The organism is Ruegeria sp. THAF57 (assembly GCF_903914075.1).
Taxonomy (GTDB): Bacteria; Pseudomonadota; Alphaproteobacteria; order Rhodobacterales; family Rhodobacteraceae; genus Ruegeria.
This window is the reverse complement of the sequence record NZ_CAIWNQ010000008.1, coordinates 21,683-47,306: the sequence shown is the minus strand read 5'-3', so window position 1 is coordinate 47,306 and position 25,624 is coordinate 21,683. Positions and strand designations below refer to the sequence as shown.

Annotated in this window: 24 protein-coding genes; 15 read left to right on the top strand and 9 right to left on the bottom strand. The window is 53.7% G+C overall.

Translation table 11 applies throughout. The features are described from left to right. Positions 1–30: 30 nt before the first annotated feature. The 3 genes from RUESEDTHA_RS16920 to RUESEDTHA_RS16910 all read left to right on the top strand — a co-directional run bounded on the left by RUESEDTHA_RS16920 (position 31) and on the right by RUESEDTHA_RS16910 (position 4,111). Positions 31–603, top strand: a complete 573-nt coding sequence (locus RUESEDTHA_RS16920) for a TetR/AcrR family transcriptional regulator (RefSeq protein ID WP_180887872.1) — start codon at positions 31–33, stop codon at positions 601–603. Positions 604–705: 102 nt separating this feature from the next. Then, complete coding sequence (gyrB, locus tag RUESEDTHA_RS16915; protein ID WP_180887871.1) at positions 706–3,123, top strand: DNA topoisomerase (ATP-hydrolyzing) subunit B; 2,418 nt, start codon at positions 706–708, stop codon at positions 3,121–3,123. A gap of 34 nt (positions 3,124–3,157) precedes the next feature. Next, positions 3,158–4,111 (top strand): hypothetical protein, encoded by a 954-nt coding sequence (locus tag RUESEDTHA_RS16910; RefSeq protein ID WP_180887870.1) that lies wholly within the window; start codon positions 3,158–3,160, stop codon positions 4,109–4,111. A gap of 193 nt (positions 4,112–4,304) precedes the next feature. Here RUESEDTHA_RS16910 and RUESEDTHA_RS16905 read toward each other — a convergent pair whose 3' ends face one another. Continuing rightward, the gene (locus tag RUESEDTHA_RS16905; protein ID WP_180887869.1) at positions 4,305–4,853 is read right to left on the bottom strand and encodes a TetR/AcrR family transcriptional regulator; all 549 of its coding nucleotides are present in this window, start codon (positions 4,851–4,853) and stop codon (positions 4,305–4,307) included. A gap of 99 nt (positions 4,854–4,952) precedes the next feature. Here RUESEDTHA_RS16905 and RUESEDTHA_RS16900 point away from each other — a divergent pair, with 99 nt between their 5' ends. The 4 genes from RUESEDTHA_RS16900 to RUESEDTHA_RS16885 are packed head-to-tail and all read left to right on the top strand — an operon-like array spanning position 4,953 to position 7,773. Further along, the gene (locus tag RUESEDTHA_RS16900) at positions 4,953–5,852 is read left to right on the top strand and encodes a S9 family peptidase (RefSeq protein ID WP_180887868.1); all 900 of its coding nucleotides are present in this window, start codon (positions 4,953–4,955) and stop codon (positions 5,850–5,852) included. 9 nt (positions 5,853–5,861) lie between these two features. Beyond that, on the top strand, positions 5,862–6,386 hold the full coding sequence (locus tag RUESEDTHA_RS16895; protein ID WP_180887867.1) for a nuclear transport factor 2 family protein: 525 nt from the start codon (positions 5,862–5,864) through the stop codon (positions 6,384–6,386). A 5-nt stretch (positions 6,387–6,391) separates the two neighbouring features. Continuing rightward, the gene (locus RUESEDTHA_RS16890) at positions 6,392–7,285 is read left to right on the top strand and encodes an alpha/beta hydrolase (RefSeq protein ID WP_180887866.1); all 894 of its coding nucleotides are present in this window, start codon (positions 6,392–6,394) and stop codon (positions 7,283–7,285) included. Beyond that, a complete protein-coding gene (locus RUESEDTHA_RS16885; RefSeq protein WP_180887865.1) occupies positions 7,285–7,773 on the top strand; it encodes an SRPBCC domain-containing protein in 489 nt (162 codons plus the stop codon). The genes RUESEDTHA_RS16890 and RUESEDTHA_RS16885 overlap by 1 nt, the downstream gene beginning before the upstream one ends. A gap of 383 nt (positions 7,774–8,156) precedes the next feature. On the opposite strand, the gene RUESEDTHA_RS16880 is transcribed toward RUESEDTHA_RS16885, so the two are convergent. From RUESEDTHA_RS16880 to RUESEDTHA_RS16860, 5 genes are all read right to left on the bottom strand, one after another. After that, positions 8,157–9,608: a DUF2779 domain-containing protein gene (locus RUESEDTHA_RS16880; RefSeq protein WP_180887864.1), complete on the bottom strand. Its 1,452-nt coding sequence runs from the start codon at positions 9,606–9,608 to the stop codon at positions 8,157–8,159. 129 nt (positions 9,609–9,737) lie between these two features. After that, on the bottom strand, positions 9,738–10,553 hold the full coding sequence (locus RUESEDTHA_RS16875; protein ID WP_180887863.1) for a 2-keto-4-pentenoate hydratase: 816 nt from the start codon (positions 10,551–10,553) through the stop codon (positions 9,738–9,740). A gap of 84 nt (positions 10,554–10,637) precedes the next feature. Then, positions 10,638–11,315 carry a GntR family transcriptional regulator gene (locus tag RUESEDTHA_RS16870; protein ID WP_180887862.1) on the bottom strand — a complete coding sequence of 226 codons (678 nt, stop codon included), beginning with the start codon at positions 11,313–11,315 and terminating at the stop codon, positions 10,638–10,640. Continuing rightward, a complete protein-coding gene (locus RUESEDTHA_RS16865; RefSeq protein ID WP_180887861.1) occupies positions 11,312–12,343 on the bottom strand; it encodes a Gfo/Idh/MocA family protein in 1,032 nt (343 codons plus the stop codon). The genes RUESEDTHA_RS16870 and RUESEDTHA_RS16865 overlap by 4 nt, the downstream gene beginning before the upstream one ends. Then, complete coding sequence (locus tag RUESEDTHA_RS16860; RefSeq protein WP_180887860.1) at positions 12,340–13,428, bottom strand: isocitrate/isopropylmalate dehydrogenase family protein; 1,089 nt, start codon at positions 13,426–13,428, stop codon at positions 12,340–12,342. Before RUESEDTHA_RS16860 ends, RUESEDTHA_RS16865 begins: the two co-directional genes overlap by 4 nt. A gap of 136 nt (positions 13,429–13,564) precedes the next feature. Here RUESEDTHA_RS16860 and RUESEDTHA_RS16855 point away from each other — a divergent pair, with 136 nt between their 5' ends. The 7 genes from RUESEDTHA_RS16855 to otnC are packed head-to-tail and all read left to right on the top strand — an operon-like array spanning position 13,565 to position 19,888. Continuing rightward, on the top strand, positions 13,565–14,572 hold the full coding sequence (locus RUESEDTHA_RS16855) for a tripartite tricarboxylate transporter substrate binding protein (protein ID WP_180887859.1): 1,008 nt from the start codon (positions 13,565–13,567) through the stop codon (positions 14,570–14,572). Positions 14,573–14,629: 57 nt separating this feature from the next. Next, positions 14,630–15,379: a hypothetical protein gene (locus RUESEDTHA_RS16850; protein WP_170694208.1), complete on the top strand. Its 750-nt coding sequence runs from the start codon at positions 14,630–14,632 to the stop codon at positions 15,377–15,379. Between the two features lie 4 nt (positions 15,380–15,383). Then, positions 15,384–16,895, top strand: coding sequence for a tripartite tricarboxylate transporter permease (locus RUESEDTHA_RS16845; RefSeq protein ID WP_170804843.1), 1,512 nt, complete (start codon positions 15,384–15,386; stop codon positions 16,893–16,895). Continuing rightward, the gene (locus tag RUESEDTHA_RS16840; RefSeq protein WP_170804842.1) at positions 16,895–17,182 is read left to right on the top strand and encodes a putative quinol monooxygenase; all 288 of its coding nucleotides are present in this window, start codon (positions 16,895–16,897) and stop codon (positions 17,180–17,182) included. The genes RUESEDTHA_RS16845 and RUESEDTHA_RS16840 overlap by 1 nt, the downstream gene beginning before the upstream one ends. Beyond that, entirely contained in the window at positions 17,179–17,976 is a 798-nt protein-coding gene (locus RUESEDTHA_RS16835) for an N-acyl homoserine lactonase family protein (protein ID WP_170804841.1), read from the top strand. Before RUESEDTHA_RS16840 ends, RUESEDTHA_RS16835 begins: the two co-directional genes overlap by 4 nt. After that, positions 17,973–19,250 (top strand): 3-oxo-tetronate kinase, encoded by a 1,278-nt coding sequence (gene otnK / locus RUESEDTHA_RS16830; protein ID WP_180887858.1) that lies wholly within the window; start codon positions 17,973–17,975, stop codon positions 19,248–19,250. The genes RUESEDTHA_RS16835 and otnK overlap by 4 nt, the downstream gene beginning before the upstream one ends. Beyond that, positions 19,247–19,888 (top strand): 3-oxo-tetronate 4-phosphate decarboxylase, encoded by a 642-nt coding sequence (gene otnC / locus RUESEDTHA_RS16825; RefSeq protein WP_180887857.1) that lies wholly within the window; start codon positions 19,247–19,249, stop codon positions 19,886–19,888. Before otnK ends, otnC begins: the two co-directional genes overlap by 4 nt. 366 nt (positions 19,889–20,254) lie before the next feature. Here otnC and RUESEDTHA_RS16820 read toward each other — a convergent pair whose 3' ends face one another. Continuing rightward, entirely contained in the window at positions 20,255–21,049 is a 795-nt protein-coding gene (locus tag RUESEDTHA_RS16820; RefSeq protein ID WP_180887856.1) for an SdiA-regulated domain-containing protein, read from the bottom strand. A gap of 353 nt (positions 21,050–21,402) precedes the next feature. Here RUESEDTHA_RS16820 and RUESEDTHA_RS16815 point away from each other — a divergent pair, with 353 nt between their 5' ends. Then, entirely contained in the window at positions 21,403–22,161 is a 759-nt protein-coding gene (locus RUESEDTHA_RS16815) for a hypothetical protein (protein ID WP_180887855.1), read from the top strand. Here RUESEDTHA_RS16815 and RUESEDTHA_RS16810 read toward each other — a convergent pair whose 3' ends face one another. Further along, positions 22,162–23,031, bottom strand: a complete 870-nt coding sequence (locus tag RUESEDTHA_RS16810; protein WP_180887854.1) for a metallophosphoesterase — start codon at positions 23,029–23,031, stop codon at positions 22,162–22,164. It lies immediately after the preceding gene. A 61-nt stretch (positions 23,032–23,092) separates the two neighbouring features. Then, positions 23,093–24,526: a hypothetical protein gene (locus RUESEDTHA_RS16805; protein ID WP_180887853.1), complete on the bottom strand. Its 1,434-nt coding sequence runs from the start codon at positions 24,524–24,526 to the stop codon at positions 23,093–23,095. Positions 24,527–25,624 lie beyond the last annotated feature (1,098 nt).

Below are 25,624 nucleotides of genomic sequence, written 5' to 3'. Positions count from 1 at the left end.
TGAGCAAACGCTCAAGAATTGGTGAACCCGATGCCTCGCAAACCTTCATACGACCGCGATGCGCTGATCGCGCAGGCCAGGGATATTTTTTGGCGTCAGGGGTGGGCTGGAACGTCGCTCAAGGATCTTGAGCGCGAACTGAATCTGAAACCTGGCAGTTTCTATGCGGCCTTTGGATCCAAGGATGCGCTTTATGCTTTGGCGTTGGAGCGGTACGCGCAGGATGGCGTGTCGCGATTGACGGCCATGGCGGACGAGGTTGGGCCATTACAGGCGTTAAAAACGCAGCCGCAGATCGTGATAAGCGCCAAGGAAATGCCAGCGCGTGCTTGTATGCTGGCCAAGACATTCGCTGAACTGCAGGCCAAGGGGCATGGATTAGCGGACAAGGCAGGCGCTCATCTGGAGGAGATGAAAGAGTGTTTCGCCACCCTTTTCCGACGTGCGCAAGCGGCCGGAGAAATTGGCGCACATCATGACCCGGATCGGTTGGCCGCACGGTATCAATCGGATCTTTTGGGGTTGCGGTTGTCAGCCGAGCGTGACGATGTGAATGCGATAGAATTGGCGTCGGATATTGCGGCCGATCTAGATCGGCTGTGATCTGCTGAAAAAGACACTGACCGACACAAAATCTGGTGGGATCGCGTGACATTCCCCACCAGAAAACGTATAAGTTACCAAAATAATATAGGTACTAACCGAATGTCCGAAGACGCACAGGCACCACAGGAATATGGCGCTGATTCCATTAAGGTTCTCAAAGGCTTAGAGGCTGTTCGAAAACGTCCCGGTATGTATATCGGTGACACTGACGATGGGTCGGGCCTGCACCACATGGTGTACGAGGTTGTGGACAACGGAATTGATGAGGCGCTGGCCGGGCACGCTGACCATGTGACCGTGAAAATCCACGCCGATTCCAGTGTTTCGGTCAGCGATAACGGCCGTGGGATTCCGGTGGATATTCACCCGGAAGAAGGTGTGTCAGCCGCTGAAGTCATCATGACCCAACTGCATGCGGGTGGTAAATTCGACAGCAACTCGTACAAGGTGTCAGGCGGCCTTCACGGTGTGGGTGTCTCGGTTGTGAATGCGTTGTCCGATTGGCTGGAGCTGCGCATCTGGCGCAACGGCAAGGAACACGTGGCGCGCTTTGAAGGTGGCGAAACGGCGGAACATCTGAAGGTCGTGGGCGAATGTGGGGATCGCACCGGAACCGAGGTGCGGTTTTTGGCCTCGACCAGTACGTTCTCGAACCTTGAATACTCGTTTGAAACGCTGGAAAAGCGCCTGCGAGAGCTGGCTTTCCTGAACTCGGGTGTGCGGATCATCCTGATCGACGAACGCCCCGCTGAACGGCTTGAGACCGAGTTGTTCTATGAGGGTGGCGTCAAGGAATTCGTCAAATACCTCGACCGGTCGAAGACGCCCGCGATGCCCGAGCCGATCTATATCAAGGGCGAGCGTGACGACATTGGGGTCGAAATCGCGATGTGGTGGAATGACAGTTATCATGAGACCGTTCTGCCCTTCACCAACAACATCCCACAGCGGGATGGTGGCACGCACGTGGCCGGTTTCCGGGGCGCTCTGACCCGGACGATCAACAACTATGCGCAGTCCAGCGGGATCGCGAAGAAGGAAAAGGTCAGCTTCACCGGTGATGACGCGCGCGAAGGCTTGACTTGTGTTCTGTCGGTCAAAGTGCCCGATCCGAAATTCTCCTCCCAGACCAAGGACAAGCTGGTCAGCTCCGAAGTGCGCCCGGCGGTCGAAGGCTTGATGAATGAAAAACTGGCCGAGTGGTTCGAAGAAAACCCGAACGAGGCCAAAGGGATCGTCGGCAAGATCATCGAGGCTGCTCTGGCCCGTGAGGCCGCCCGCAAGGCACGCGAACTAACCCGCCGCAAGACGGCGATGGACGTTAACTATCTGGCCGGTAAGCTGAAAGACTGTTCCGAGAAAGACCCGTCCAAAACCGAAGTCTTCCTAGTCGAGGGGGACTCGGCCGGTGGGTCCGCCCAAACCGGTCGGGACCGTTTGACTCAGGCCGTCCTGCCACTGCGCGGCAAGATTCTAAACGTGGAACGGGCGCGGTTTGACCGGATGCTGTCGTCGCAGGAAATCGGTAATCTCGTGATGGCGCTGGGCACCGGCATTGGCCGGGACGAGTTCAACATCGAAAAGCTGCGCTACCACAAGATTGTCATCATGACCGATGCGGATGTCGATGGCGCGCATATTCGGACGTTGTTGCTGACCTTCTTCTATCGGCAGATGCCGGAGCTGATCGAGGGCGGATACCTCTATATCGCGCAACCGCCGCTCTATAAAGTTTCGCGTGGTAAATCAGAGGTTTACCTGAAGGACCAAGCCGCGCTGGATGACTATCTGATCAATCAGGGGGTCGAGGGTGCTGTTCTGAAACTGGGCTCGGGCGAGGAAATCGTCGGCCAAGATCTGACCCGCGTCGTCGACGAAGCGCGCCAGTTGAAACGCGTGTTGGATGCCTTCCCGACACATTACCCGCGTCACATTCTTGAACAGGCTGCTGTCGCCGGGGCCTTTGTTCCGGGTGCGGTGGATGCCGACCTGCAAGGCGTGGCCGACAAGGTGGCCGCCCGCCTCGACCTGATCGCGCTGGAATACGAACGCGGTTGGCAAGGCCGGATTACACAGGATCATGGCATCCGTCTGGCCCGCATCCTGCGCGGCGTGGAAGAGGTGCGCACGCTGGACGGCCCCATGCTGCGTTCCGGCGAGGCGCGTAAGACGGGTAGTTTCACCCAAAGCCTGCAAGATGTTTACAACACCCCGGCCACTCTGGTCCGCCGCGATCGGATGCAAGCCATCCACGGCCCGCTGGACCTGCTGCGCGCCATTCTGGAAGAGGGCGAAAAGGGTCTGTCCCTGCAACGCTACAAAGGACTGGGCGAGATGAACCCCGATCAGCTGTGGGAGACCACGCTGGACCCGGATGCCCGCACGCTGCTTCAGGTGCGCGTGGACGACATGGTCGAGGCCGATGACCTGTTCACCAAGCTGATGGGTGACGTGGTCGAGCCGCGCCGCGAATTCATCCAACAAAATGCGTTGAGCGTCGAAAACCTGGATTTCTGAAATTTTGTGCAATTTTACAAACCAGGACATCACCATGGAAATTCCACGCTCTTCGCTTTGCCTGCTTGTCGCCAGTATGCTCGGGACACCCGCGTCGGCGCAGGATCAATCAATCGACCTGGACGGCACATGGGAGAGCATCGCCTGTGAACTACGCCCACAGGCCGGGCCGGACGGGATTGCCTCTTGGTATCTCAAGCGTTCTATCAACTTCGCTCCAGGTCGCATTGACGCTCACTTCACGACATTTGCCGATCCGGCGTGTTCCGCGCCCCTCGTGGAGCTTAAATTCGGCGGCGACGTGAACGTCGTTGGGGCTTCGGACGTGGCGCCGGGGGCTAAAGAAGTCGATCTGATCGTGAACGATTACCTTACCGTCACGCCCAAGATGGAGGGGTTCGCCGGATTCCTAAACAGCGCTGATCCGGGAGCATGTGGCGCCGAGCAATGGGTGGTCGGTGTCGAGCAGGACATCTTTGAAAGCGGTTGCTCTGTTTTGGGCGTGGCCGCGAACGCACCAACGACAGAATACGAAGTGCTCCATTTTTCGGCTGGGCACCTATATTTCGGTGCGCGCCCAGTTGATGGTCGGCCTCTTGCGGCGCCTGAGGATCGTCCGACGACCCTACAAATGCCGCTCAAGCGGCTGGAGGGCGGTATGACTCAGAAAGTTGGCGCAGATGACCCAAGGGTCCCCAAACATGTCGAGATCGTATTATTCGAACAGGCCGACGGTGCAGACCCGGAGAAGGTGCGCGCATTCTTCGAGGCGATCACCCAAAAGATGAACCAGAACGACACGCTTCTCTACCGAACGGTCGGGCAAGGCGAAGGCGGGGCCTGGCTTTGCGTCAACTATTGGACAAACCGCCCGGACATGGAGGCTTTGAACGCACAAGCACAAAACTGGGCCGAGGAGTTTGCGGCGATGGGGGCGTTGGTGAAGCCAAGTAGCGTTCGTCTGACCAGCTACGACACTGGTCTTTGATACCCGCAACTCAGACTACTCAGAAGCGGTCGTTCATGCGAAATGCAGCGGATAACTGCGTTGAGCCGTTACTACCGAATACTGCGACCTGCCCGAAGGTCAGCTTTCTGGCATTTAAGTGCGACGACTGAACGCATGTTGCGCGCTGGCATTCACGCCGCGCGCCTTGCCTGTGCAGCCCTCCAGAAACGGTCTAACCTGCGACGGTCAAAACACATTTCTTCAAAGTTTCCAGAAAGTCGACTAGGTCTTCCCGGTGCGTTGCCTGCCGCTTTTCGTTCATTGCAGCATTTACCGTGAAACGGGCAAAGGCCTCAGGACTCAGCCCGTTTCTTGCCAAACCCGCGCTGTCTTTCATGGCTTCCGCCAAGGCAAGGATTTCAGCCTCTCTCGTCTCAATAATCGCGGCAGAGCTTGCATCGCCGACAGCATTTTCAAATGCGCTTGCATCGGGTGCGCTATGCAACATGTCAAACCCACTAATAACAAGTTTCTCGAAAAAGATGTCCAGTTTGGGGCCGAGCCCCGGTGTTGATTTCCAATCTTCACGCACCTTGCCCAGCAACGCGCCCTGTGAAAAGCGAATTGCCCCGGCCAGAGCCGCATCCTTGTTGCGGAATGTCGCGTAGAGCGTCGGCTTCGAAACGCCTGCCTCCGCTGCGATTTCCTCCATCGTGGCCTTCCGCGCGCCAAATCGTTTGAACACGGCCAGCGCGGCACGGGCGAATCTCTGCTCGTTCACAGTGTTTTCCATATTGACGATTTTCGTTTTTTCGTTAAATACCATCTTTACGAAATTCATAAACTCGTAAAACTGTCAGCGCAACCGGATGAGGACAGAATGATCTCGCCTGAACAGAACAATATGCTCGAAGTGCTTGCGAGCGGATTGTCAAAGCCGCCCCGCCTGCCAATTCTCAGGAAACCGGCCGAATATGACATGGCCTTTGAAGAGGTGTCATTTGTTACCGAGGATGGTGTCGAAGTGTCTGCGTGGTTCATGCCGGGTGCGACCGGGCATGTGATCCTCAGCAACCATTTTTCGCCCGGCAACAAGTATGGGTTCGCGGGACACCTCGATGGTCTGGAATTTGCCGGAGGGTTCGAAGTGAATTTCCTGCCCCGTTACAAGGCGCTGGTCGACGCAGGCTATAGCGTGCTGGCCTACGACCTTCGGGGCCATGGTGGCAGCGGGGATAGCGCTGAAGGCATTTCCGGCGTTGGGTACTATGAATGGCAAGAAGTATTGGCCGCGTTGGACTATGTCCGGGGCCGCAAAGACATTACTGAAATCTCCCTATACACCATGTGTATGGGCGCAAACGCGACCCTGAATGCCATGGACAAACGCCCTGAAGCCTTCGAGGGCCTAAAGTCGATGATCTGCATCGCCCCGCTCAAGGGTCGCACCACGATTGAACGGCAGTGTGAAAAGATGGGCATCAATCCCGAAGAAGGCGTTGCCACCTTCGCGCCGATTTATAATGAAATCACCGGTCTCACTGTGGACGACCACAACATCATCCCAAAAGCCAAGGCCATTACCCTGCCGACTTTCTTCGTGCAGGTCCGCGATGACATGAACTCACGTTGGCAGGACGTGCAGCAGATGTATGAGCTGGCGACCAACGCTGACAAGAAAATCCACTACATCGAAGACACGCCTTGGCGGTTCAAAGGCTACCAATTCTTCAGTGACCATCCACAACAGATGATCGATTGGTTTGACGCGCACAAGTGAGGATAAACAATGAAACCCTTGTTCCCCACCATTCTAACCTTGCTGGCCTCACCGGTCTTGGCCGAAAACACCGGGATGATCGTCGCCTGCCAACAACTGGGTGCCGACTACGCTTGGTATCTGGATCACCCTGACGAGGATATCGACACCACCGCCCTGAACTTTGCCGATCTTTTCACCTCAGATGGTTCTTGGCAGGTAAGCAACATGGAGTTGCAGATGGAAACACACACGGGCGCCAAAGAAATCATGGCTGGTTATAAGCAGGGGCGCGATCAGTTCCGGTTCATGCACCTGATCACCAACCATCGTGTGAACCCAACCTCGGAAACCACTGGCACCGGCACCAGCTATGTGGAGTTTTATATCCACCCTATTGGCGCCGACATGACCCACGACTTCGGCGTCACCGGCGTCGCCGAATACCGCGACACCTATGAGTTCAAGGATGGCATCTGCCGCCTCACGTCTCGCGAAGGGGTTCCGCGCTTCATCAGCCTTGAAAACAAGATCCACGACCCAATCCCGGAGTAAACTTGATGTTCGGCAATTTGGTTTCAAACATGCTGTTCAAACCGGGCCAGGCCCCGCTCTTTGACAGCCCGTCCAACTACGGCCTGGCCTACGAGGACGTGGAATTCAAAGCAAGTGACGGGATTACCCTACGCGGCTGGCTCATTCCCGGCGACACTGACAAGGTGATCATTCAAAGCCACTTCGGCACAATGTGCTGTCGCGCCGGATACACCAACGAAGGCAAGGGATGGCTCAAAGGATACGACGAAGACATTCACTTCCTCAATCAAGCGAAATACCTGCATGAGGCAGGTTTTACAGTGCTGATGTATGACTTTCGCGGCCACGGTGAGAGCGACACCAATAGCCCGCCCTGGATCACGTGGGGGACACATGAAGCAAAGGACGTGGTGGCTGCGGTGGACTTCATAGCCACACACCCGGAGTACAAGGACGCCTCTATCGGTCTTTTTAGTATTTGCATGGGACAAGGCGCTTCGACGGAAGCCTTTGGTCTGGAAAACGGCTTGCGGACTTATCCGCAAATCAAGGCCATGGTGTCAGAGCAGCCGCTGGATTATCCAACCTTTGCCAAGGCTATGGGCCTGCCCAGCTTTGTTAGGGGCAGTGTTCGCAAGGTGATGCAAAAGAGAACTGGGCTTGATCTCGAAGCAGCAAGCTGGTTCCCGCATACCAAAGACATCTCGGTGCCGACGCTGGTGATACAGAACCGCAATGACGGCTACTTGGATGAGGCGTTCGTAGAGAGCTTTTTCGACAAGTTGAACGTCGAAAAGGAAATGGCCTGGATCGAAATCCCCAAAAAGAAGAACGCTAACCAGAACCGAATGGCAGCATATGAGTGGATCGGAAAAAACCCAGACCAGATCCTAATCTGGTTTGGCAAATATCTGTGATGACTTGGGCGGTCCTAAAGTGGACGCTGCCGTCGCTAGTGGCCCTTCTGGCTGCGGCGGCCGTGTTCACCAAGAAGACCTTTCATGTAGAAACTATCATCCCCGCACCGCCGGAGACGGTCTGGGCGGTGTTGATGGACACTGAAAGTTACCCCATCTGGAACCCGGTTTTTGTCGCAGTAGATGGGCAATATCGCGAAGGCGCCACTGTCACGAATTCCGTACAATTCCCAGACGGGTCAGTCGTAGACATGAAAGCCAAAATCCTAACCCTGACTGACAACCGTCAGCTACACCAAAGCGGGGGCGTACCGGGTTTCATGACCTTCGATCACCAGTGGCTCCTTGAGCCTGTCAAAGGTGGAACCCGTGTCACTCAGCACGAAGTTGACCGAGGCATTTGGCTCTGGTTCTGGAACTCGGATTGGGTCCAACCGGCCTATCAAAGAGTTTTGGACGCACTTCTTGAGCGTGCGGTTGATCAGTAGACATCACTTGCATCAGGTTCATATTGCGGACATTGGAGCATTCGCGGCGAAATCAAAATTTGTCCCGCATCTCGGAGTATACAAAGCTTGGCAATGAAGGTCCGCTTCGGGCTGCGACCCCCCAACCATGCAAACCGCAGAGAGCGGCAATATTTAGCCCAAACTAGCCGTTTTCTGCATTGCGATGAACGTCCGCTTTCGAGACGCGGTTTTGTCTTCGAACTGCGCCGATTAAAGCGGGCGCGATGCAAGCAGCGGATAGTAGTGCAATGACCGAAAAGCCAAACAATTCGTAAACGATTTTGAACACTGTAGTGCCAGTAAACATCGCCGCATAGGTAGGGGAGCAGCACCGCCAGTTGTTTTGAGGTTCGCGGCTCACCTCACATCGCCAGCAATTCCCGATGAATTGCGACCATCGCCCAGGTGTCGCGCGTGCAATACGCCACAAGATCAGAATAGACCTTCTCGCGCGCTGGATCATCCGGTTCGGTCAGTGTTACGTCCTTCCAAAGGCGAGACGCGCTCGCCCCCTCTTTGATGTCCAGATCATCGTATGAAAGTTCTGGCAAAAACGCTGGAAGAACGGCCTTGATAGAGGCGCTTCCCTTGAACGCGGGATCGTTGATCACTTCATCCGCAAACGGCTTCATCAGATCTACAACGCGTGCATTTAAGCCTTCCAGAAACTCTGCATGCTCTGGATAAGTTTCCGCCATTTCCGTATTGCGCGATTTCTCGAACGGAGCATACCAAACCACTACAGAGCCAACGTTTCCTATGTCCTCACGAAGCCTTTTCAGCAAGGCCGGCATTGGGTTACTGATGTCTCGGTGGAGATACTCCCTGTGCTCAATTTCTCCGTCAGGCTCATGCTGAATATGCAAGGAATACTGGAAAGCCACTTGCTGATAGGGACGCGTTCCGTCCCAGGGTGGCAGCAAACTCTGAGACGTCTCGTAGTCAAAGTAATAAACCGGATACACAATCTCGCTCAGAAACCTGCTTAAGTCCTGATGATCGATTGTGCGCCCACCATTCGCCGTGGCTCTCAAGTAGCGTTGCGTCGACTTGCCCACCACAGATGTATCGCTGATCTCGTCTATCTTTGTGATCCCATTTGCGATGAGTTCCGAGGCTTTTTCCGCATTCATGAACGGAAGGCGGTGGATACTGTCCTGCGCGAGAGGTGGGTCGAGTTTTTCGCGAATGTCCAGCCATTCACCGTAGGATTTAAGGCGCGCGCGTTCGGGGGACGGGTCAGGCATCGTACCAGTGGCAACGATGCTCAATGCCTGATCGATACGCGTGCGCGTTTTTTCGAGCTGCTCAGTCACCGCATCCGTGATGTCAGTGATGCTGACAAGCTCTTGCGGATTGATTTCGCCGTTTCTGACGTAGTCACGGTTCACATGTGCCACTTCGCAGCGCGTAATGGGGAACCCGGCTGCCTCAAGCACGACACGTTGGAATGCGAGATCAAAAGTGTGTTCGGGCTTTGCAGATGTCCCGCTCTTGATCTCTGTCAGAACGTACCCATCGCCACCGCGGCTCACGATGTCGGAGATGCAAGTTATAGTTCCATCTTCATAGCGTCCCTGCGCCACGGCGTCTGCACCGTCCCTCCAGGTTTCTAACGTGCGCGCGGGCAGAGTCTGGTATTCTGAAAAATCTGAAAAACCGAGGTGAATGAGATCACCAAATAGCTCTTCAGCATAAGGCTCAAACGCGTGCCCCTCGTCAAAACGCGCTTGCAATGAAGGGTCAATCGGCGGCAACAGATGCCTGGCGTGTTTCTTGATCCATAGCCAGGCAGGGTGCCTAAGAAACATCATGTAATCTGATTTGGATAGCATCGTTTAATTTGCAACCCAGAATTGACGAAACCAGTGGAAGACCATCATGGTCAGCTATTGAGAGCAACTTTTCTTTGGTGCAGTCGGCGTCACCACTCTACCAAAGCCTCATGTAAATCGTACCGATAGCTCGGTGTCCATCACGCCACCAAAACCAGCTGACCATTCTGCACCCGGAGACACTGGCCATGCGTCTGTCAAAGTACCGGTTGTAACCAGCTCGCCTCCCTGAAGCTGGTCGGCTTCGGAGAGCAGAGACACAAGATGAGCCAGGACTTCGATTGGGCCTCCAAGCGCGTTTTCACCCTTACCGGACTCGATAGCCTCGGTGCCCTTGAACAATGCTAGTGGCACTTCGGCCAAGCCGATCAAAACATCATGCGTCGCCGCGATTTTGTCGCCAAGAACAAGGCAGCCATGCAATCCTTGTGCTGCGATTGAATCTTCGACTGAGAATTTCCAGTCGGGATAAATTGATTGAACAATTTCAAATCCCGGGGCAACCCAATCCACGCAACCTGCCAACTGTTCATTGTTCATTTCAGCCGTTGGCGCATAACCAAGGCCTAGTACGATTTCTGGTTCAATCCTCGGTTCTGAGTACCTTGCCAAGTTTACCGGCTGATCAGTCGAAAACAGTCCATCTGAGTGAACCTCTCCCCAAATGGGTTGGTCCACACCGTAAACAGGCCAAATCGTGCGGTTCGTGAAGCCGACTTTTCTGCCAACTCTTTCTTTGCCCAGAATCTCGCGGACACGACTAGCAATCGAATATGCGTCATCCAGCGATAGCTGTCCTGCCTCTGAAGACAGTTTAGGTATCTGCTGGGCAGAGGTCAGGGCATCAGCAATTTTCTGAGCGTTAGATTCAATATCTCTTGTCATATTCGCATTATACGCGCCGACGGCTGGATTGCGATGCACGCGAGGTTTTGAAGGGCCATCGTCGCAGGCACGAAGGCTTGTACTGAAAGTGTCGATGCAATCTGCATCAAATGGGCAATTAGATCAAAGACTGTTGAGGCGATGCTTTTCGAGTATCCCGCAAAGCATAGCCTGTGCTTGCAGCCTGTGTTCTCGATGGCGTTCACGGGCGACATCCGGTCGACCTTCACTAATCGCTTGGAAAACCACTCGGTGATCTTCATTGGACTTGATGGGCAGGGGCCTGATGAACAACGTCGTTGTGCGCGCGCGACTTACCTGGTCGCTCATCATGGCGACAATCGCTTCGACCCGTTTGTTGCCGCCCAACCGAACAAGCTCCTGATGAAACAACTCGTCGGCCTCGGCCCAGGCTTCAAGGTCTTCGGCCTCGATGGCTTGGTCCATCTTTGCAATTGATCCAGCAAGGACCGCCAGTTCATCTTCTGAATAACCCGCTTCGGCAGCGCGCTGTGCTGCGAGGCTCTCGAGTTCCGTCAGTATGTCGTAGATTTCACGCATATCATCTGATGAAACAGGCAGTATTCGCACGCCCTTTCGGGGCCGCATTTCAAGCAAGCCCTTACTTTCCAGCATCAGCGCAGCTTCCCGTATCGGGGTGCGGGACATGCCAAGGGTCTCGGCGAGTTCCGATTCCAGATGGTCAGTTCCGGCTGCAAGTTCGCCGGACAGGATCATCTGTCGCAAATCCCTAACAGCGCGTTGCGTATTGGAAAGAGTTTTTGCGTCTTGACCCTTCACGGCGTCTCCAGGTTGATCTTTCGTCCCTCCGCAGCCGAGAGATAGATGCTCTCTTCGATTCGGATCACTTCCAAATAGTCGCGAGCCGTGTTTTCCAGCGGCGTGCCCTTTACAAGGCCTGAAACGACGTGACTTTGCAAGGCGTGTACGCAGTCTCCTCCAAACCCATCATGATCGCTCGGAGGTAAAATCTGCTGTCGCTCCTGTTTTCCAAAAGCGCGGAGGTCAACTGAACCGTCGCCGTTAAGAACCAGTGATCCTTCCGTTCCCTCTATGAGAGCTTCGCCCATGGTCTGACGCAAGTTTTCCGCACTGTGGTCAAGGCATCTGTTGCCATCGAACAGAGCTTTCAAACCGTTGGGGTGGTCAAACAGGATGAAACCTGCATCCTCCCCCGCGATAACGGGGTTAACTTGGCGCAAGTCCGCATAAACTGCGCTGGGCGCATCGAACAAAAAACGGAATGTGTCTACCCAGTGAACTGCTGTTTCATGAACGAGGAAACGCGGCATGTTCTGAAAGTATGGCTGCCGGTCAAGGTAGGCGCGTGGTCCCTGTCCGTCGCCGGGCCGAAGCCGGAAAGTCGCTTGTAGAGGTGTTCCAATTCGACCCTCGGTCATCGCCACCTTGATCGCACGATACCAAGGCTGGAAACGAAAGTTCTCGTGTACGACAATAGTTGCGCCTACCGCTTCAGCCTCGGACACGATCTTCTCTGCTTCATCCAAAGACGTGCAGAAAGGCTTCTGGCAGATCAGCCATTTGATGCCAGAGCGCAGTGCCGTTCGGATGGCGTGGGCCTGCGCCAACGGTGGAAGGATGATGTCCACGAGATCTGGTTTTTCCACCTCCAGCATTTTTGACAGATCATCGTAAGCGGCCAGCCTTGTTTCCTTCGCCTTGTTGATATCACGGTTGCAGGATGCAATCGGAACCGCTCCGGGCATTCGGGACCAACTTTCGTAGTGGAACCTACTGAAATATCCCGCACCTACACACGCGACCCTGATGGCTTGTTGAGTATTCATGCCCGCAATGCTTCCAATACCGATGAGGCTGCGTCCTGCGTTCCGGCGGTGCCACCTAGGTCACGCGTCAGGTTCTGTCCGTTCGCGGTCACCTTTTCCACGGCTTCACGCAATCGTTCTCCGTCGTTGGACAGGCCTGGGTGAGCATGGGTCAAACCCAACCATTCAAGCATCATTGCTGCGGACAGGATCATCGCAAAGGGGTTGGCAATACCCTGTCCTGCGATGTCTGGAGCGGAACCATGGCAGGGTTGGAATACAGCGTGATTCAACCCGATATCCGCTGACGGAGCCAGTCCAAGACCACCCATAAGACCTGCACCAAGGTCGGAGAGGATGTCTCCGAACATGTTCTCGGTCACCAAGACATCAAACTCCCAAGGCTTCTGGACCATCCACAGTGCGGTGGCATCAACATAAGCATGGTCTGCCTGCAAATCGGGATGGTGGGCGGCTTCTGCATCAAACATCGATCTGAAGAATGCAAAGGCGCGGAATACATTGGCTTTGTCGACACATGTAACTCGACCCTGACCGCGCCCGGTTCTTTTGCGGTTCTGGGCGAGTTCAAACGCGAAACGGAACAGTTTTTCGGACACCTCACGAGTGATCAGCAGAGTTTCACGTGCTTCGTGTTCGGTAACTTCTCCAGCGCCTTGAGTGAAGAACAGTCCTTCTGTGCTTTCGCGTATCAAGACAAAGTCGATCTCTTTTCCGGGAGGCAGCGCCAAGGGGGTCATTTGTCCGCTGCTTACCTTTACTGGACGTACACCAGCGAAAAGTCCCAGTTGCTTTCGCAGATCAATCTGCGGTGAAATCTCGGTTCCGTCAGGGTATCGAACATCCGGCAAGCCCATTGCAGACAGCAGAATCGCGTCAGCGTTGCGTGCAGTTTCGAGTGATTCAGCCGGAAACGATTCTCCAGTGTTGGCGTAGTGGCCTGCGCCCGCCGGAGCGTCTGTAAACACCAACTCGTAGGAGGGATTGCTGTGTGAGAGCTCACGCAGGATTTCAAGCGTAGGGGCCATAATTTCCGGGCCGATCCCGTCCCCGTGGAACACTGCAACATCGTATGTCTTTTTCATTTTGGCCCGCTTCCTTCCTGTTTCGCATTCATAGCGCGATAGCAGCTTCCACTACAGTCCGTTGACAATGCATTCTTTAATGTATACGCAAATAAATGCAACAATAAACGCGAAGTCATTTTGGGAGGACTTGGAGATGAAACTAAAGCTAGGGCGGTTGGCGGCCGCAGCCGTGATGGCGACCGGGATAGCAGGGACTGCCGCAGCGCAGGATTACCCCTATCGTGATATCACCACAGCTGTGGTCTGGGGGGCCGGTGGCGGGACGGACACGATCAACCGAATGATCATGGCCGAGATGGAAAAACACCTTCCCGTCTCGATCAATGTGATCAATCAAACAGGTGGTGTCGCGGGCTCCAACGGGATGGTCTATGTCATGAACCAACCAGACGATGGTTATACATTGGTTGGTCTGTCAGAGTCGAACGTCACCGCTGCTGTGCAAGGTGGTTGGGATAAGAAATTTGATTTTTGGTATCCGTTCATTGTTGGCGGATCACCTGATCTGATCTCGGTCCCGGCAGACAGCCCTTACAATACTCTGGAAGAACTCGTCGACGCTGCAAAGGCTGCGCCCGGCACTATTCCAGCGGCGGCTTCCGGCGCAGGTTCGATCCACCACTTGAACCTTCTGGCCATCGAAAAAGGGTCCGGTGCAGAGTTCAAGTTTGTTCCATACAAAGGCTCAGCGCCAGGGCAGGAAGCAGCGATTGCGGGTGAAGTTGCGTTGGTTGTGACTTCTCTAGCTGAACAGGCCCCGTTGATCGAAGGCGGTCAACTTAAACCGCTTGCGATGTTGACGCCCGAAGATGCGCAGATTGCAGGGGCAACAGTTCCTTCTGCCTTTGGCATATATGACGGTCTCGATCAGTATTTGCCGCTCAAGCAGGCCATCGGGTTTGCAGTTCACAGTTCAGCCGGGGACGACGTAAAGGCCGCGCTTGGTGATGCCTTCGAGCAAGCGATTGCCTCCGACACCGTCGCTGAATGGGCTTCTGCAAACAATTATGATGTCGGTGGTCAACACGGCGAAGAAGCTCAAGAGCTGTTTGCGAACCTCGAAGCTACCTTTGCCTATACCTTGCAAGATCTGGGCGCAGCGACCGTCGATCCGGCGTCGCTGGGCATCGAGAAGCCATAATCCGATCACTTTTGAAAGGGCGCGTCTGATCGCGCCCTTTCCGACAAGAGGCAGGCAATGGACGAATCTGACGATACACTGATCATGCGGGCGCGCGATTTCTGGGCATCGATTGGTCTGATAGCAATTTCCACCTTTTTCCTTTGGAAGACGTCGGACATCCCGCTTTGGGGTGAAAACCGCGCAGGTGTAAGTGGATCTGATTGGTACAACTCGGCTGCAATTGTACCGCTGTCCATCTTCGGTGGATTGCTTGGCTTGTCCTTCGTCTTGCTGGCTATTTCGATCCGTTCAGGTGGAGCCCAAAACGCGCTCAGTGCTTTGGGGATCGGATGGGATAAGTCGGAAGCCTATCGAGCATCAACAATCGGCCTGATGCTTCTTGCATATGTCGTCGGACTGGTCCCCAGAGTGGACTTCATTCTGTGTTCTGGGTTGCTGATTACAGCTTTGACTTACGGCTACTACGGAGGTCATGCGCGACGTGCTTTGGTGGCCTGTGTCGCAGTTGTCGTCGCCGGTTTGTTTGCGTTCGCCGCGTTTCCTGCTCAGGCGGATTGGAATGCACGCGGTGATGATTGGTTCACACTGGCCTTGTGGGTCGCGTTAACACTAGTGGTGTTGACCAAAGCGGCTTCCGAACGCGTTTTGCGGTTCGTTCCATTGGTGGCAATACTTGCCCCGCTCATCCTTGTTTGTGCGATGGCCTTTGTTTTCCGGCAGAACGTGCCCGCGCGCGGCGGGCTGATCTTCAAGCAAATCGAATACCACTACTACGTGACGCTTCGTCCGCTATGGAAAGACTGACCGGATGGACTTTATTCTCTCGCAACTGGCTGGATTTGGGACTGCATTCGTGGGCCTGGCAGTGGACCCGCTGACCTATCTGTATTTGATTGCATCCGTGTTCCTGGGCATCACGTTCGGCGCATTGCCCGGCCTTACGGCAACCCTGGCCGTGACGATCCTGACGGGTTTCTTCGGCAACAAAATCCCGCTCGACTATTCGCTCATCGCATTGCTCGGGGCCTATGTCGGCGCGATTTACGGCGGCTCTTACCCGTCTATTTTGCTGAACATTCCGGGCACGGCAGCCAGCGCGGCGACGGCCATGGATGGCTACCCTCTGGCCAAAGCGGGTCGAGGGGGCGAAGCACTAGGGCTGACCACGACGGCCAGTTTCATTGGCACAGTTATCGGAACCATCACGCTTTTGATTTTTGTCTGGGCGCTGCTTTTGGTTTCAAAGAACATCGCAAGCCCGGAGAAAGCATTGCTGGCCCTGTTCGGCATTCTGCTTTCTGGTACTTTGATGAGCGAAGACCTGGTGATTAAGGGATGGATCGCCGGTTTGATCGGGCTTGCGATGTCCATGGTGGGCCTCGACCCTTTGTTGTCTGAGCCGCGCTATACTTTCGGCTGGTCTTACCTGATGAGCGGGTTTCAGGTCGTGCCAGTTTTGATGGGGGCCTTTGCCATTCCCCAAATCATTGACGGTTTGAGGCACGTTGAGGCCGGGAAAGTTCTGGCCCTGAAAGGCCGCATTCTTCCGAACCTTCGCTCTATTCGGCGCTACCTGCCCACCATTGGCCGGTCAGGAGTGATTGGGACTGGGGTAGGAGCGCTTCCCGGAGTTGGCGAAGATGTCGCAGGTTGGGTCAGCTACGGTGTCGGTAAGACTGTATCTGCCGAGGGCAACAAGTTTGGAAAAGGTTCCTTGGAAGGTCTGCTGTGCTCTGAGACTGCAAACAACGCCTGTATTGGCGGCGCGCTAATCCCACTTTTGGTGTTGGGCATTCCTGGCTCACCACCAGCCGCCGCTTTGATGGGGGCTTTCAAGATTAACAATGTGATCCCGGGGCCGACGATTGATCCCGAGATCATTCTGCGCGTGGTTGCGATCTTGGTTCTAGCATCCCTGACAATGTTCCTGATGGGGCTTTTCACCGCTCGGGTATTTATCAAAATCCTTGCCATCCCGCAGACCATCTTTTTGCCCGTCGTTATGGTTCTGACAACAATTGGATCTTTCAGCGTTGGTGGGGGCATCAATGATCTCTACCTGATGCTCGGCGTCGGTGCCGTTGCCTATTTCATGAACCTGATGAAGTACCCAATCGCGCCGCTGGTGATCGGGGTTATTCTGGGCAGCCTGTTTGACGAAACCTTCCGTCGGTCGCTGTTCTTGTCGGACGGGGATCTTTCGGTCTTCTTTTCACGACCCGGTGCGGCCATTCTGCTGGTGCTCAACATTGGTCTGATCCTCAGCCAACTGCCTGTCGCAAAGCGCGCTTTCTCACGTCTGAAAGGACTTTCTGTCTGATGTTTGTAGTCACTGTCACTTTCACTCTCAAACCCGGTAAGAGAAGCGCTTTCTTGCCGCTGATGGTAGAAAACGCTTCAACTTCTTTGCGTGGAGAACCCGGATGCCAGCAGTTTGACGTTTGCCTCGGCGACGATCCCGAGACAGTTTTTCTCTATGAGGTTTATGATGACAGCATGGCGTTCTCTGCCCACCTAGAAAGCGCGCACTTTCAGTCCTTTGATACGGCAGTGGCTGATATGATCGCCACCAAGGTGGTTCACCAGTATTCCGAGGTTATTCGATGAACGATTGGGAAATCCACGCTGTGAAATACGCGGATCGCAACGCCCGGACGCGCGCTGATAGTTTCATTATCGATGATAATCATGACGCGCCTCATGCGATGGATTATTTCGTTTGGGTGCTCAAACGCGGCAACAAAGTCATTCTGGTCGATACCGGTTACGACTCCGATGAGGCCGCCGCTCGTGGCCGCCCAATCGCGATGGACCCTCGCGAAGCTTTGCGGCCTCTAGACATCGCGCCGGAAGCGGTGACTGAGGTCATCGTGACCCACCTTCATTATGACCATGCAGGGGGGCTGCACATGTTCCCGAATGCTAAGTTGCACATGCAATCGGCGGAAATGGCCTTCGCTACAGGTCCCTGCATGTGCCATGACCATCTGCGTGCACCTTTCACGGCTGACCATGTCTGCGAGGTCGTAAAGCGTCTCTATTCAGGCCAGGTCATATTCTACGACGGAGAAGCCGAGATTGCAGATGGGGTTACGGTACACTGCATCGGTGGGCATTCGCGCGGGTTGCAATGTGTTCGCGTAAGAACGGCAGCCGGGTGGATGGTGCTCGCCTCTGATGCCTCGCATTACTACGAGAATTTCATGGCGCGCAAAGCCTTTCCCATCGTCGTCGATTTGCAGGACATGATGGATGGTTTCAAGACCCTGGAGAGGTTGGCTTCGCATCCTCGACTTATCGTGCCCGGCCATGATCCACTTGTGCGTGAGATTTTTCCCGTAGGTGCTGCACCGCATATCCATAGGCTGGATCCAGGACCGACGAGGGAAATTTTTCTATGAAAATCGGTGTCATTGCAGACGACTTCACTGGTGCGAGTGATATTGCGAACACCTTGGCCAAGGGCGTTGAGCCGGAAGGTGGATTACTTACGGCTCAGTTTCCGGGTATTCCCACGACCCCAGCCAACGAAGAAATCGAGGCGGGTGTGATCTCGCTCAAAAGCCGCACTGCTCCGGTCGCGGAAGCCATTGCAGACAGTTTGAGTGCTTTGCGGTGGCTCGCGGATCAAGGATGCCAGCAGTTCATCTTCAAATATTGCTCGACATTCGATTCCACAAAAGAAGGGAACATCGGCCCCGTCGCGGAAGCGTTGGCCAATGAACTAAGTGCGCAAAAGGTGGTTTTCTGTCCGGCCTTTCCCACCACGGGGCGTACGGTTTATCAGGGCCATCTATTTGTGCTCGGCAAGCTGTTGAACGAGTCCGGGATGGAAAATCACCCTCTTACTCCGATGACGGATGCCAACATCAAGCGCTGGTTGCAACATCAGACCCAAGAAGCTGTTGGGTCGGTGTCAATTGACGCCGTGAAGCAGGGACCAGAGGCGATTTCTGATGCGTTGCGGAACGCAGACGGGCGCTTTGTGATCGGTGATGCGATTTCGGACGAGGATTTGCTGGCTTGGGGTGAGGCTCTAAAGGATGCCAAGCTCGTTACTGGCGGTTCGGGGATAGCATTGGGTCTACCCAGAAACTTTGTCAGAAAAGCTTCCTCCAAAAGAGGTGGCAGTGCGTTCACTGGTATCGCAGGGCCCGCCGCCATCCTTGCTGGGTCTTGCTCGGGAGCGACCCGAGGGCAGATTGATGTTCACGCGAAGTCCAATCCGACGTTCGCCATCGATGTTCCGGGTGTCATGTCGGGGGGTGTGACCACGCAAACGCTTCTGGATTTCTTTGAAAAGCATTCAGGTGAGGCCCCTCTCGCGTATTCTTCAGGAAGCCCGGAAGAGGTGCGCGCGATCCAAAAACAATTCAGTCAAGAAGCTGTGGCGGAAAAGCTGGACAATCTCTTTGCAGATACAGCACGAGCACTTGCCAAAACTGGGTACAAGCGCCTTGTCGTGGCCGGAGGAGAGACGTCGGGAGCTGTTGCCAAAGCCGTCTCTGAGGCACTGGGATCACCGGCCATGTCAATTGGGCCAGAGATCGATCCGGGCGTGCCAGTCCTGAGCGTTGGAAAAACTGAACCCGTTGCGCTGGCACTAAAGTCTGGAAACTTCGGCGCTCCGGACTTTTTCGCGAAGGCGCTCAGAATGATGGAGGCAGGCAAATGAGTTCGGATGAATCGGCTTTGCGGCAGCAGATGTCGGAACTGTGTGCTTCGCTGTTTGCGCGTGGCTTTTCCGTCGGCACAGCGGGCAATGTCTCCGCGCGCCTTGATGACGGAATCCTCATGACGCCAACCAATTCCACCTTGGGTGATATCGACCCAGAGCGCATTGCCAAGATTGATTTGGATGGAAACCACGTTTCAGGAGACAAGCCGACCAAGGAAGTTTTTCTGCATCAAGCCTTCTACGAGACGAGGCCACAAGCTGGTGCAGTGGTTCATCTACATTCGACCTGGGCCACCGCACTGTCGTGTTTGGAAGACACCGATCCCAATGACTGTATTCCGCCGCTTACACCATACGTGGTCATGCGCGTCGGCACGGTCAAACTGGTTCCATACGTCAAGCCGGGTGACCCGAAAATTGGTGATTTGATCCGCGAATTGGGCGGGAAATATAGTGCTGTTCTAATGGCCAATCACGGACCCGTCGTATCGGGAAAGGATCTCTTCTCAGCGGTCTGTGCAGCAGAAGAGTTAGAAGAAACAGCCAAGTTACTCTTGGCACTGCGAGGTATGCCAACCCGAATGTTGGATGTAGCTCAAGTCACAGAACTCAAAGAGACTTTCGGAAGGATTTAATCCAGCACCGAAAAGGGGAGTGCGCAGACTTTTGGGCAAATCGTGCAGAGTTATGAGAGCACCTACATCTTTTGTGTAGGTGTGCCAATAGCTTTGCATTTCGCCCAAAGAATTGCATTTTTTGGCCCAAAACCTTGGGCGTATTAACCTTCAACTTTCTTAGTTCGAGGCTCCATATCTTCGGGTCTCATTCTTTGCTTATTTCGCGCCATCGCCGTATTGCCGGGGAAGGTTTTCTGATGGCCGCTTCCAGCACAAAGAGGAAATTCGATACTGGGATTCGCAACTCCCGAGATGCGGGAAGAGGTGGCCATCTCGTTTTTCTAAAATTGAATGCGACAAGCCAGTGCAAGCTTCTTACGGCAATCAAACCTGCGGTAAAACAAATGCGTAGAGGCGTGACTTTTTTCCATCATCGGTCAAGATGTATAGAACGCCACTACTTTCATCCAAAGCTATCCCCTCAGGGTTCTTCACTTCCTTTACTTCATCCTTTTTGGAGTAAATTAAGTCGATAGTTTTGACCGTCAGAACTTCAGGATCAAAAACGAATATTCGGCGCCCTTCATCGCTGAGTACCCATAAAGACTTGGTCTTGCCGGACCAGGCGATCCCGCTGATGTCTAATTCGTCATCGTCGGCACGAGATGAAACGAAACCAGCCTCAGCCGTCAATGGAACTACTCCAATAATCTCATCAATCTCTGGCGAAATGATGAGCAGCAGTCTTGGTTGACCCTCTATGACCAAGAATATTTTCCCAGAGTCTTGATCTACAGTGATCCCTTCCGGCCCCTTGTTCAAAGGGTTCTCAGCAAGCATTTCAGCAACTTTGCCGTAGCCCCTGAGTGAAGAAATTGGAGTAGAGTTGATTTTAATTGGGTCTGTAGGTTGGACCGTTACGATTGATCGGTCAGTTTCTTGTAACAGCAATACAGACCCATCCTTTCTTCCCGCGACACCTTCCAAGTCTGCGCCTAGATATTCTGGAAGTCTGAACGAACTCTTTAGCTCTCCATCTACTCCTAGAAGGTGCAGCTTCGATGCTTCATCGCTTACTGCCCATAAGAATCCATCAACGCTGGAAAGCGATAACCCAGATGGCTCAGAAAAGCCCTCAGATTTATCTGCCACTTTGTGAGACTTAATAAGTTCCAACATATCAATCTGCGCTCTCACATGGCTCGTCGACGCTAAAGTGTTGGCGAGCAGAGTCAGGCTCGCGCAAATTACCTTCGCTACTCTTCGTTTGTGCCGATCATTTGGCTGGTTCATTCGAGATAAATCTGCGCTCGTGTGGACTTTGTTCATATTCGATCAAAAATCGATGTTGTCCAACCTAACACAGTATTTGGCGGAAGTATGATGTTTGACCCCACAAGGCTTTACCGGAACTAAATTCATAAGGTTGAATTGGTCCATGGGAGTTCGGCTTAATCGCGAGATGTGGAGGATTGAGCCAAGTTACTCACTACAGAGCGACTATTCGACGTTTCAGCGGGAGGGAAAGTCTGTTGAGTAAGCTATTTTCGATTGCATCGGTCCTTTTGGCGGTGCTTTTACCTAGTGTTAGCTATTCTCAGATCGATCCAGCTTCCTTGCTTGCGGGAACATCCGAGTCAGAGATAGTGATTGAACGAGGCTGGACTCAGTTCCGCGGCAAGCAGGAGCTCTACTTCTTCACTCTAGACGTCATTGTAACGATCATTTTGACCGCTTTGATTGTTTATCATCCCGTACGACGTAAATCACGCCGAAGTGTCAACGATCTGGTTATGCCCAGACTGTTCTTCCTTTACGCGCTAATTGGAATGGCTGTGGGATTCCTGGTAGTCCAGCACGGGTCAATGATTGGTTTCGTTATTTTTGGCATCGGTGCGTTGCTCAGGTTCCGCTCCAATCTGGATGATCCGGTCGATACAGTCGAAATGATTATAGTGACCGTGCTTGGGCTGGCGGTAGGGCTGGGCTTACCGCTGATGGCCACACTGGTGGCGATTGTGTGTTGGTGCTTCATTTGGCTCGGAGGGCGAAACAAGGGCGTGGAAGTTTCACTCAAGGCTTCAGATGAAGAACACTCATTGAAAGTCAGCGGAGACATTGAAGCCATGGCCGCGGACGCTGGCTGGAAGCTTGTCAGAAAACACCACGTCCCTGGAAAATCTCGCGTTTCATTGCTTTTCATCACCTCGGGAGGACTTTCAGAAGCCCGGATCGAAGAGATGATAAACGATCTGGTCCCTGAAAAAGTTGAGCTGAAACTCAACCTCTAATTATTTCACAAGGTCTAAGCGTTTCAACACCGCATTCGGGGATCTGATCTCTTTCGGGAGCGATTTGAAGTTTACTGACCTTTCGAAATCAGGCCCTCGATATACTGCTATCCCAAACTCTCCGTTTGGTTGGAACGTAACATGAGTGAAGCTGTGAGGTGATTTGACATTGTCACCAATAAGCCGTCGCGGGCCACCTCCCAAACAAGCTTGGGAAACATAAGCCACACCGTCTTTCCAGCCTGGGTAGAAGGCATGATGGTGGCCTGACAGATGCAGAACGACACCGCTTTCTAGATAGATTTTTTCAAGTGTTGGGTCACCGATAATTTCGCGTTCGCGCTGGATCGCGAAGGGCCAAAGCGGGAGGTGACTGAAAGTGACAACCGGATTTCCATTTGCACCCAGTTCCACAAGTCGGTCCTGCTGATCACCGGATAGCGGCCCTAAGGTCGTAGCATCCAAAGATGCAAACGTTACGCCCTGCATCTCAAACGCGTAGAAGAACGGGTAGTCATCCGAAACCTGGAAATCGACATCTGGCTTTCTTGGTGCCCATTCCTCTGCGTATATTTTTCTTTCACGCTCGAACCCTCGGTAGGCGGAGGCATCATGGTTTCCAGGCGTGACCGCAAATGGAATTCCGGCAGCCGCTAAAGGATCTGATACGGCCTTGTGAAACGCCTTCCACATCTCCCTGACCTGTTTGTCTGACAGATTGGGAATTCGTTGTCCCGCGACCATATCGCCCGTCGAAATCACCAGATCGGGATTAATCTCGATTATCCGCTTAATCGCCTTGTCGACGCGCGCATCGTATTTTACCGAGCCATAGCTTCCGTTCAGATCCGATATGACGATGACATCCAATGCCGCCGCTTTGCAGGTTAGCAGAGCGGTCCAAATGAACACCGCAATAAGAGCAGACCACCTACGGTTCATAACAGTCCACAGCCTCTACCTCGGTGCCGTTTCTCAAAAAGAATGCGACAGGATCCAAGTCGAACATCAAATCGCCATTTGAACAATTGTCCTGGAGGATGGACGTTGCCAGCTGGGTGTTTTTTACAACTTGTGCAATCTGCCTATCTGACAACCCAAGGCTCTGCGACAGCCAGCCGTAGACGGGACCTTGAGATTTAAGATCGTTATTCAAAGAAACCAAGCGTCGATACGTACTTGGAGAGAAGTGTCGCATTTTCTCCAGCATTTGAGTGGACTTCGCGAAGTTGGCATACGCTACCCGCCCACCAGCATCGTTGTCGTTTAGATTGCTGCGACGGATCAATCGTGCCTCGGCGGGAATGTCTCCATCGTTTGGCTCATGGTGCTTGGCTTTCTTATGCTTCAGTTCTCCGTCTTCGACCCAATACCAATAGGGTGTGAAGTCTATGTTTCCCACGCGGTCTTGCTGGCTAAAGATGAAGTCGAGGAGCACGATCTCGGTAAGCTCTTGCATCCAAAACGCCATCTGTTGGTCACTGACATCCGGGCCGAGATCCTTGTTGATCATCCGGTCTTTTCGGCCTTCACTAACACCCTCTGCAATTGCCTCTGGCATGGGTTTTGAAGAACGCAAAGCTAGGAAAGCGGGGGTTTCCTGAAAATCGCGGTTCTGACCCTTCCCCCATCCAGACTTGCGGGTGCCGTTGATTTCCGAACCGTATCGATGCCCAGGACTATCAAGCAGTACACCGTATATTTGCGTTCGATCCGAGGTGAACAGATCATCGGTTGGTTGGTATGAGTTTGGGTCGGCATCCGCAGCCGCGAAGACCCGCCAGCCTTCGTGGTTCATGCGCCCGCCATGAGAGCCGCCAGAAATCGCAAGGCCAGGCTCTGCAACCTCGGAAAAATGCGTCTGGGCGTCCATGCTTCGCCAAACGGCGACTGGAACTTTTACAGTCGCGTCGAAATATCTGGAGAAATGATAGTAAAGCAGCGACGAGGTAGAAAAGGTTCCACTGGTGCCCTTTTGGTTCATGGTGGATTTGAATTTGGCCACCCTGTCCTTGGCTAGATCTTTCGCCGCCTTCCCCTCTTTGCAAGCGTTTCTCTCGAACTCAGAGCGCTTCCCCACGTAGGGACCTTCCGAAATATCGTAGACGGCCATTCCTGGGCTGGTGCTCCAGGTTTTTGGGCAAATGGCAAATTCGGACGCATAGAAATCGATCTCGCAATAGGCTGTCTCTTCCTCAAGATCGCTTTTTTGATACGCGCCCGTTGGAACTTTTTCGATCCGAATGCAGCGTTCCGTAACGCCGTTGGGACTATCAAATGTCGTGGCTTCACCTAGAACATCGTCGTTCGCCCACACGACGGTGGGTGCAATGAAAGCAAGTGACCACAGAAGAATGAACTTCATTTGGATAGTTCTCCCAATATCATTTGGGGCAAATCGCTGCCTGTTGTTCGGTAGAGATCGTCAAATTGGGGTCGACACTGAATTTGGAGAACTTTGAGTCAATCCACTGGTCACACCCGCCTGAACATGGGGCCCCGTTTCGGGCCTCATTCCAATAATCCTTGGCCCTTTCTTCCGTCCAACCGCAAAACTGAACGAGCGCCATTGCCGACAAAACTCCGGAGGAATGAACGCCCCACATGCAGTGCACCAGAACAGGGCCTTTTCCAGGGTTTTCAATCACCTCGTGTATGGACGCCATGACAGCACCGGGTCGGGAGGATCTGGCACTTTGATAGTCAAAGGATCCGTTTCCACAACTGGTGCGACCGTATTCAGTGTTTTTGCCAAAGTCGGCATAAAACCCGGTTGAAAACCCTTCACCGCACAGAGTTTCGCGTTGACCTTCACTCAGGCCCGTTCGCTCCTTGTCGCCGCCCTTGAAACCGGATCGATACAAGACACCGCTCAAGACCGGGCGAAAGAAAGCGACACCATCGACGCCACCGTCACCACCCTTTGAGAGCATTTGACTGCTGCTTGGACCGCCATTTCGACTGGTCACGTCAGAACTCGCAGCGGTTGCGAGAACACCAATGAATATGAGGGATATCAAAAACCGCATGCCAGCTCCTTTCTATTTTTCAGCCTGTTATGCTCACACTTTTCCCACTTGGCAGTCTATTGAAGCGGCTCATTCTCGGCAGCCGTATCAAGTGCGCGATAGACTTTCCGACCTGAAGCTTTAAATCGGCCACACCAGATTGATGATAAAGACAACCACGAAGTAGGCCAAAAAAACTTTCCAGTTCAATTGGTGTTTGTTTTCTTCGTTTATCACGCCGGCCGATTTCAATGCCAGGTTTGTTACAATTAGAGCGACGATGGTAACCGCCGCATGTGCCAAGTCGAAATGCAAACTAAAGCTCCCTTTTGCAGATATTTGATTGATGAAAAATGTGTCAGCAGTCACCTGATGGCAGCATAGTTACATCTGAGTACCTTCCCTCAGACGTCGTGATCCGAGCACAAGCACCAGTATCCTTGTTAAACCAGTAC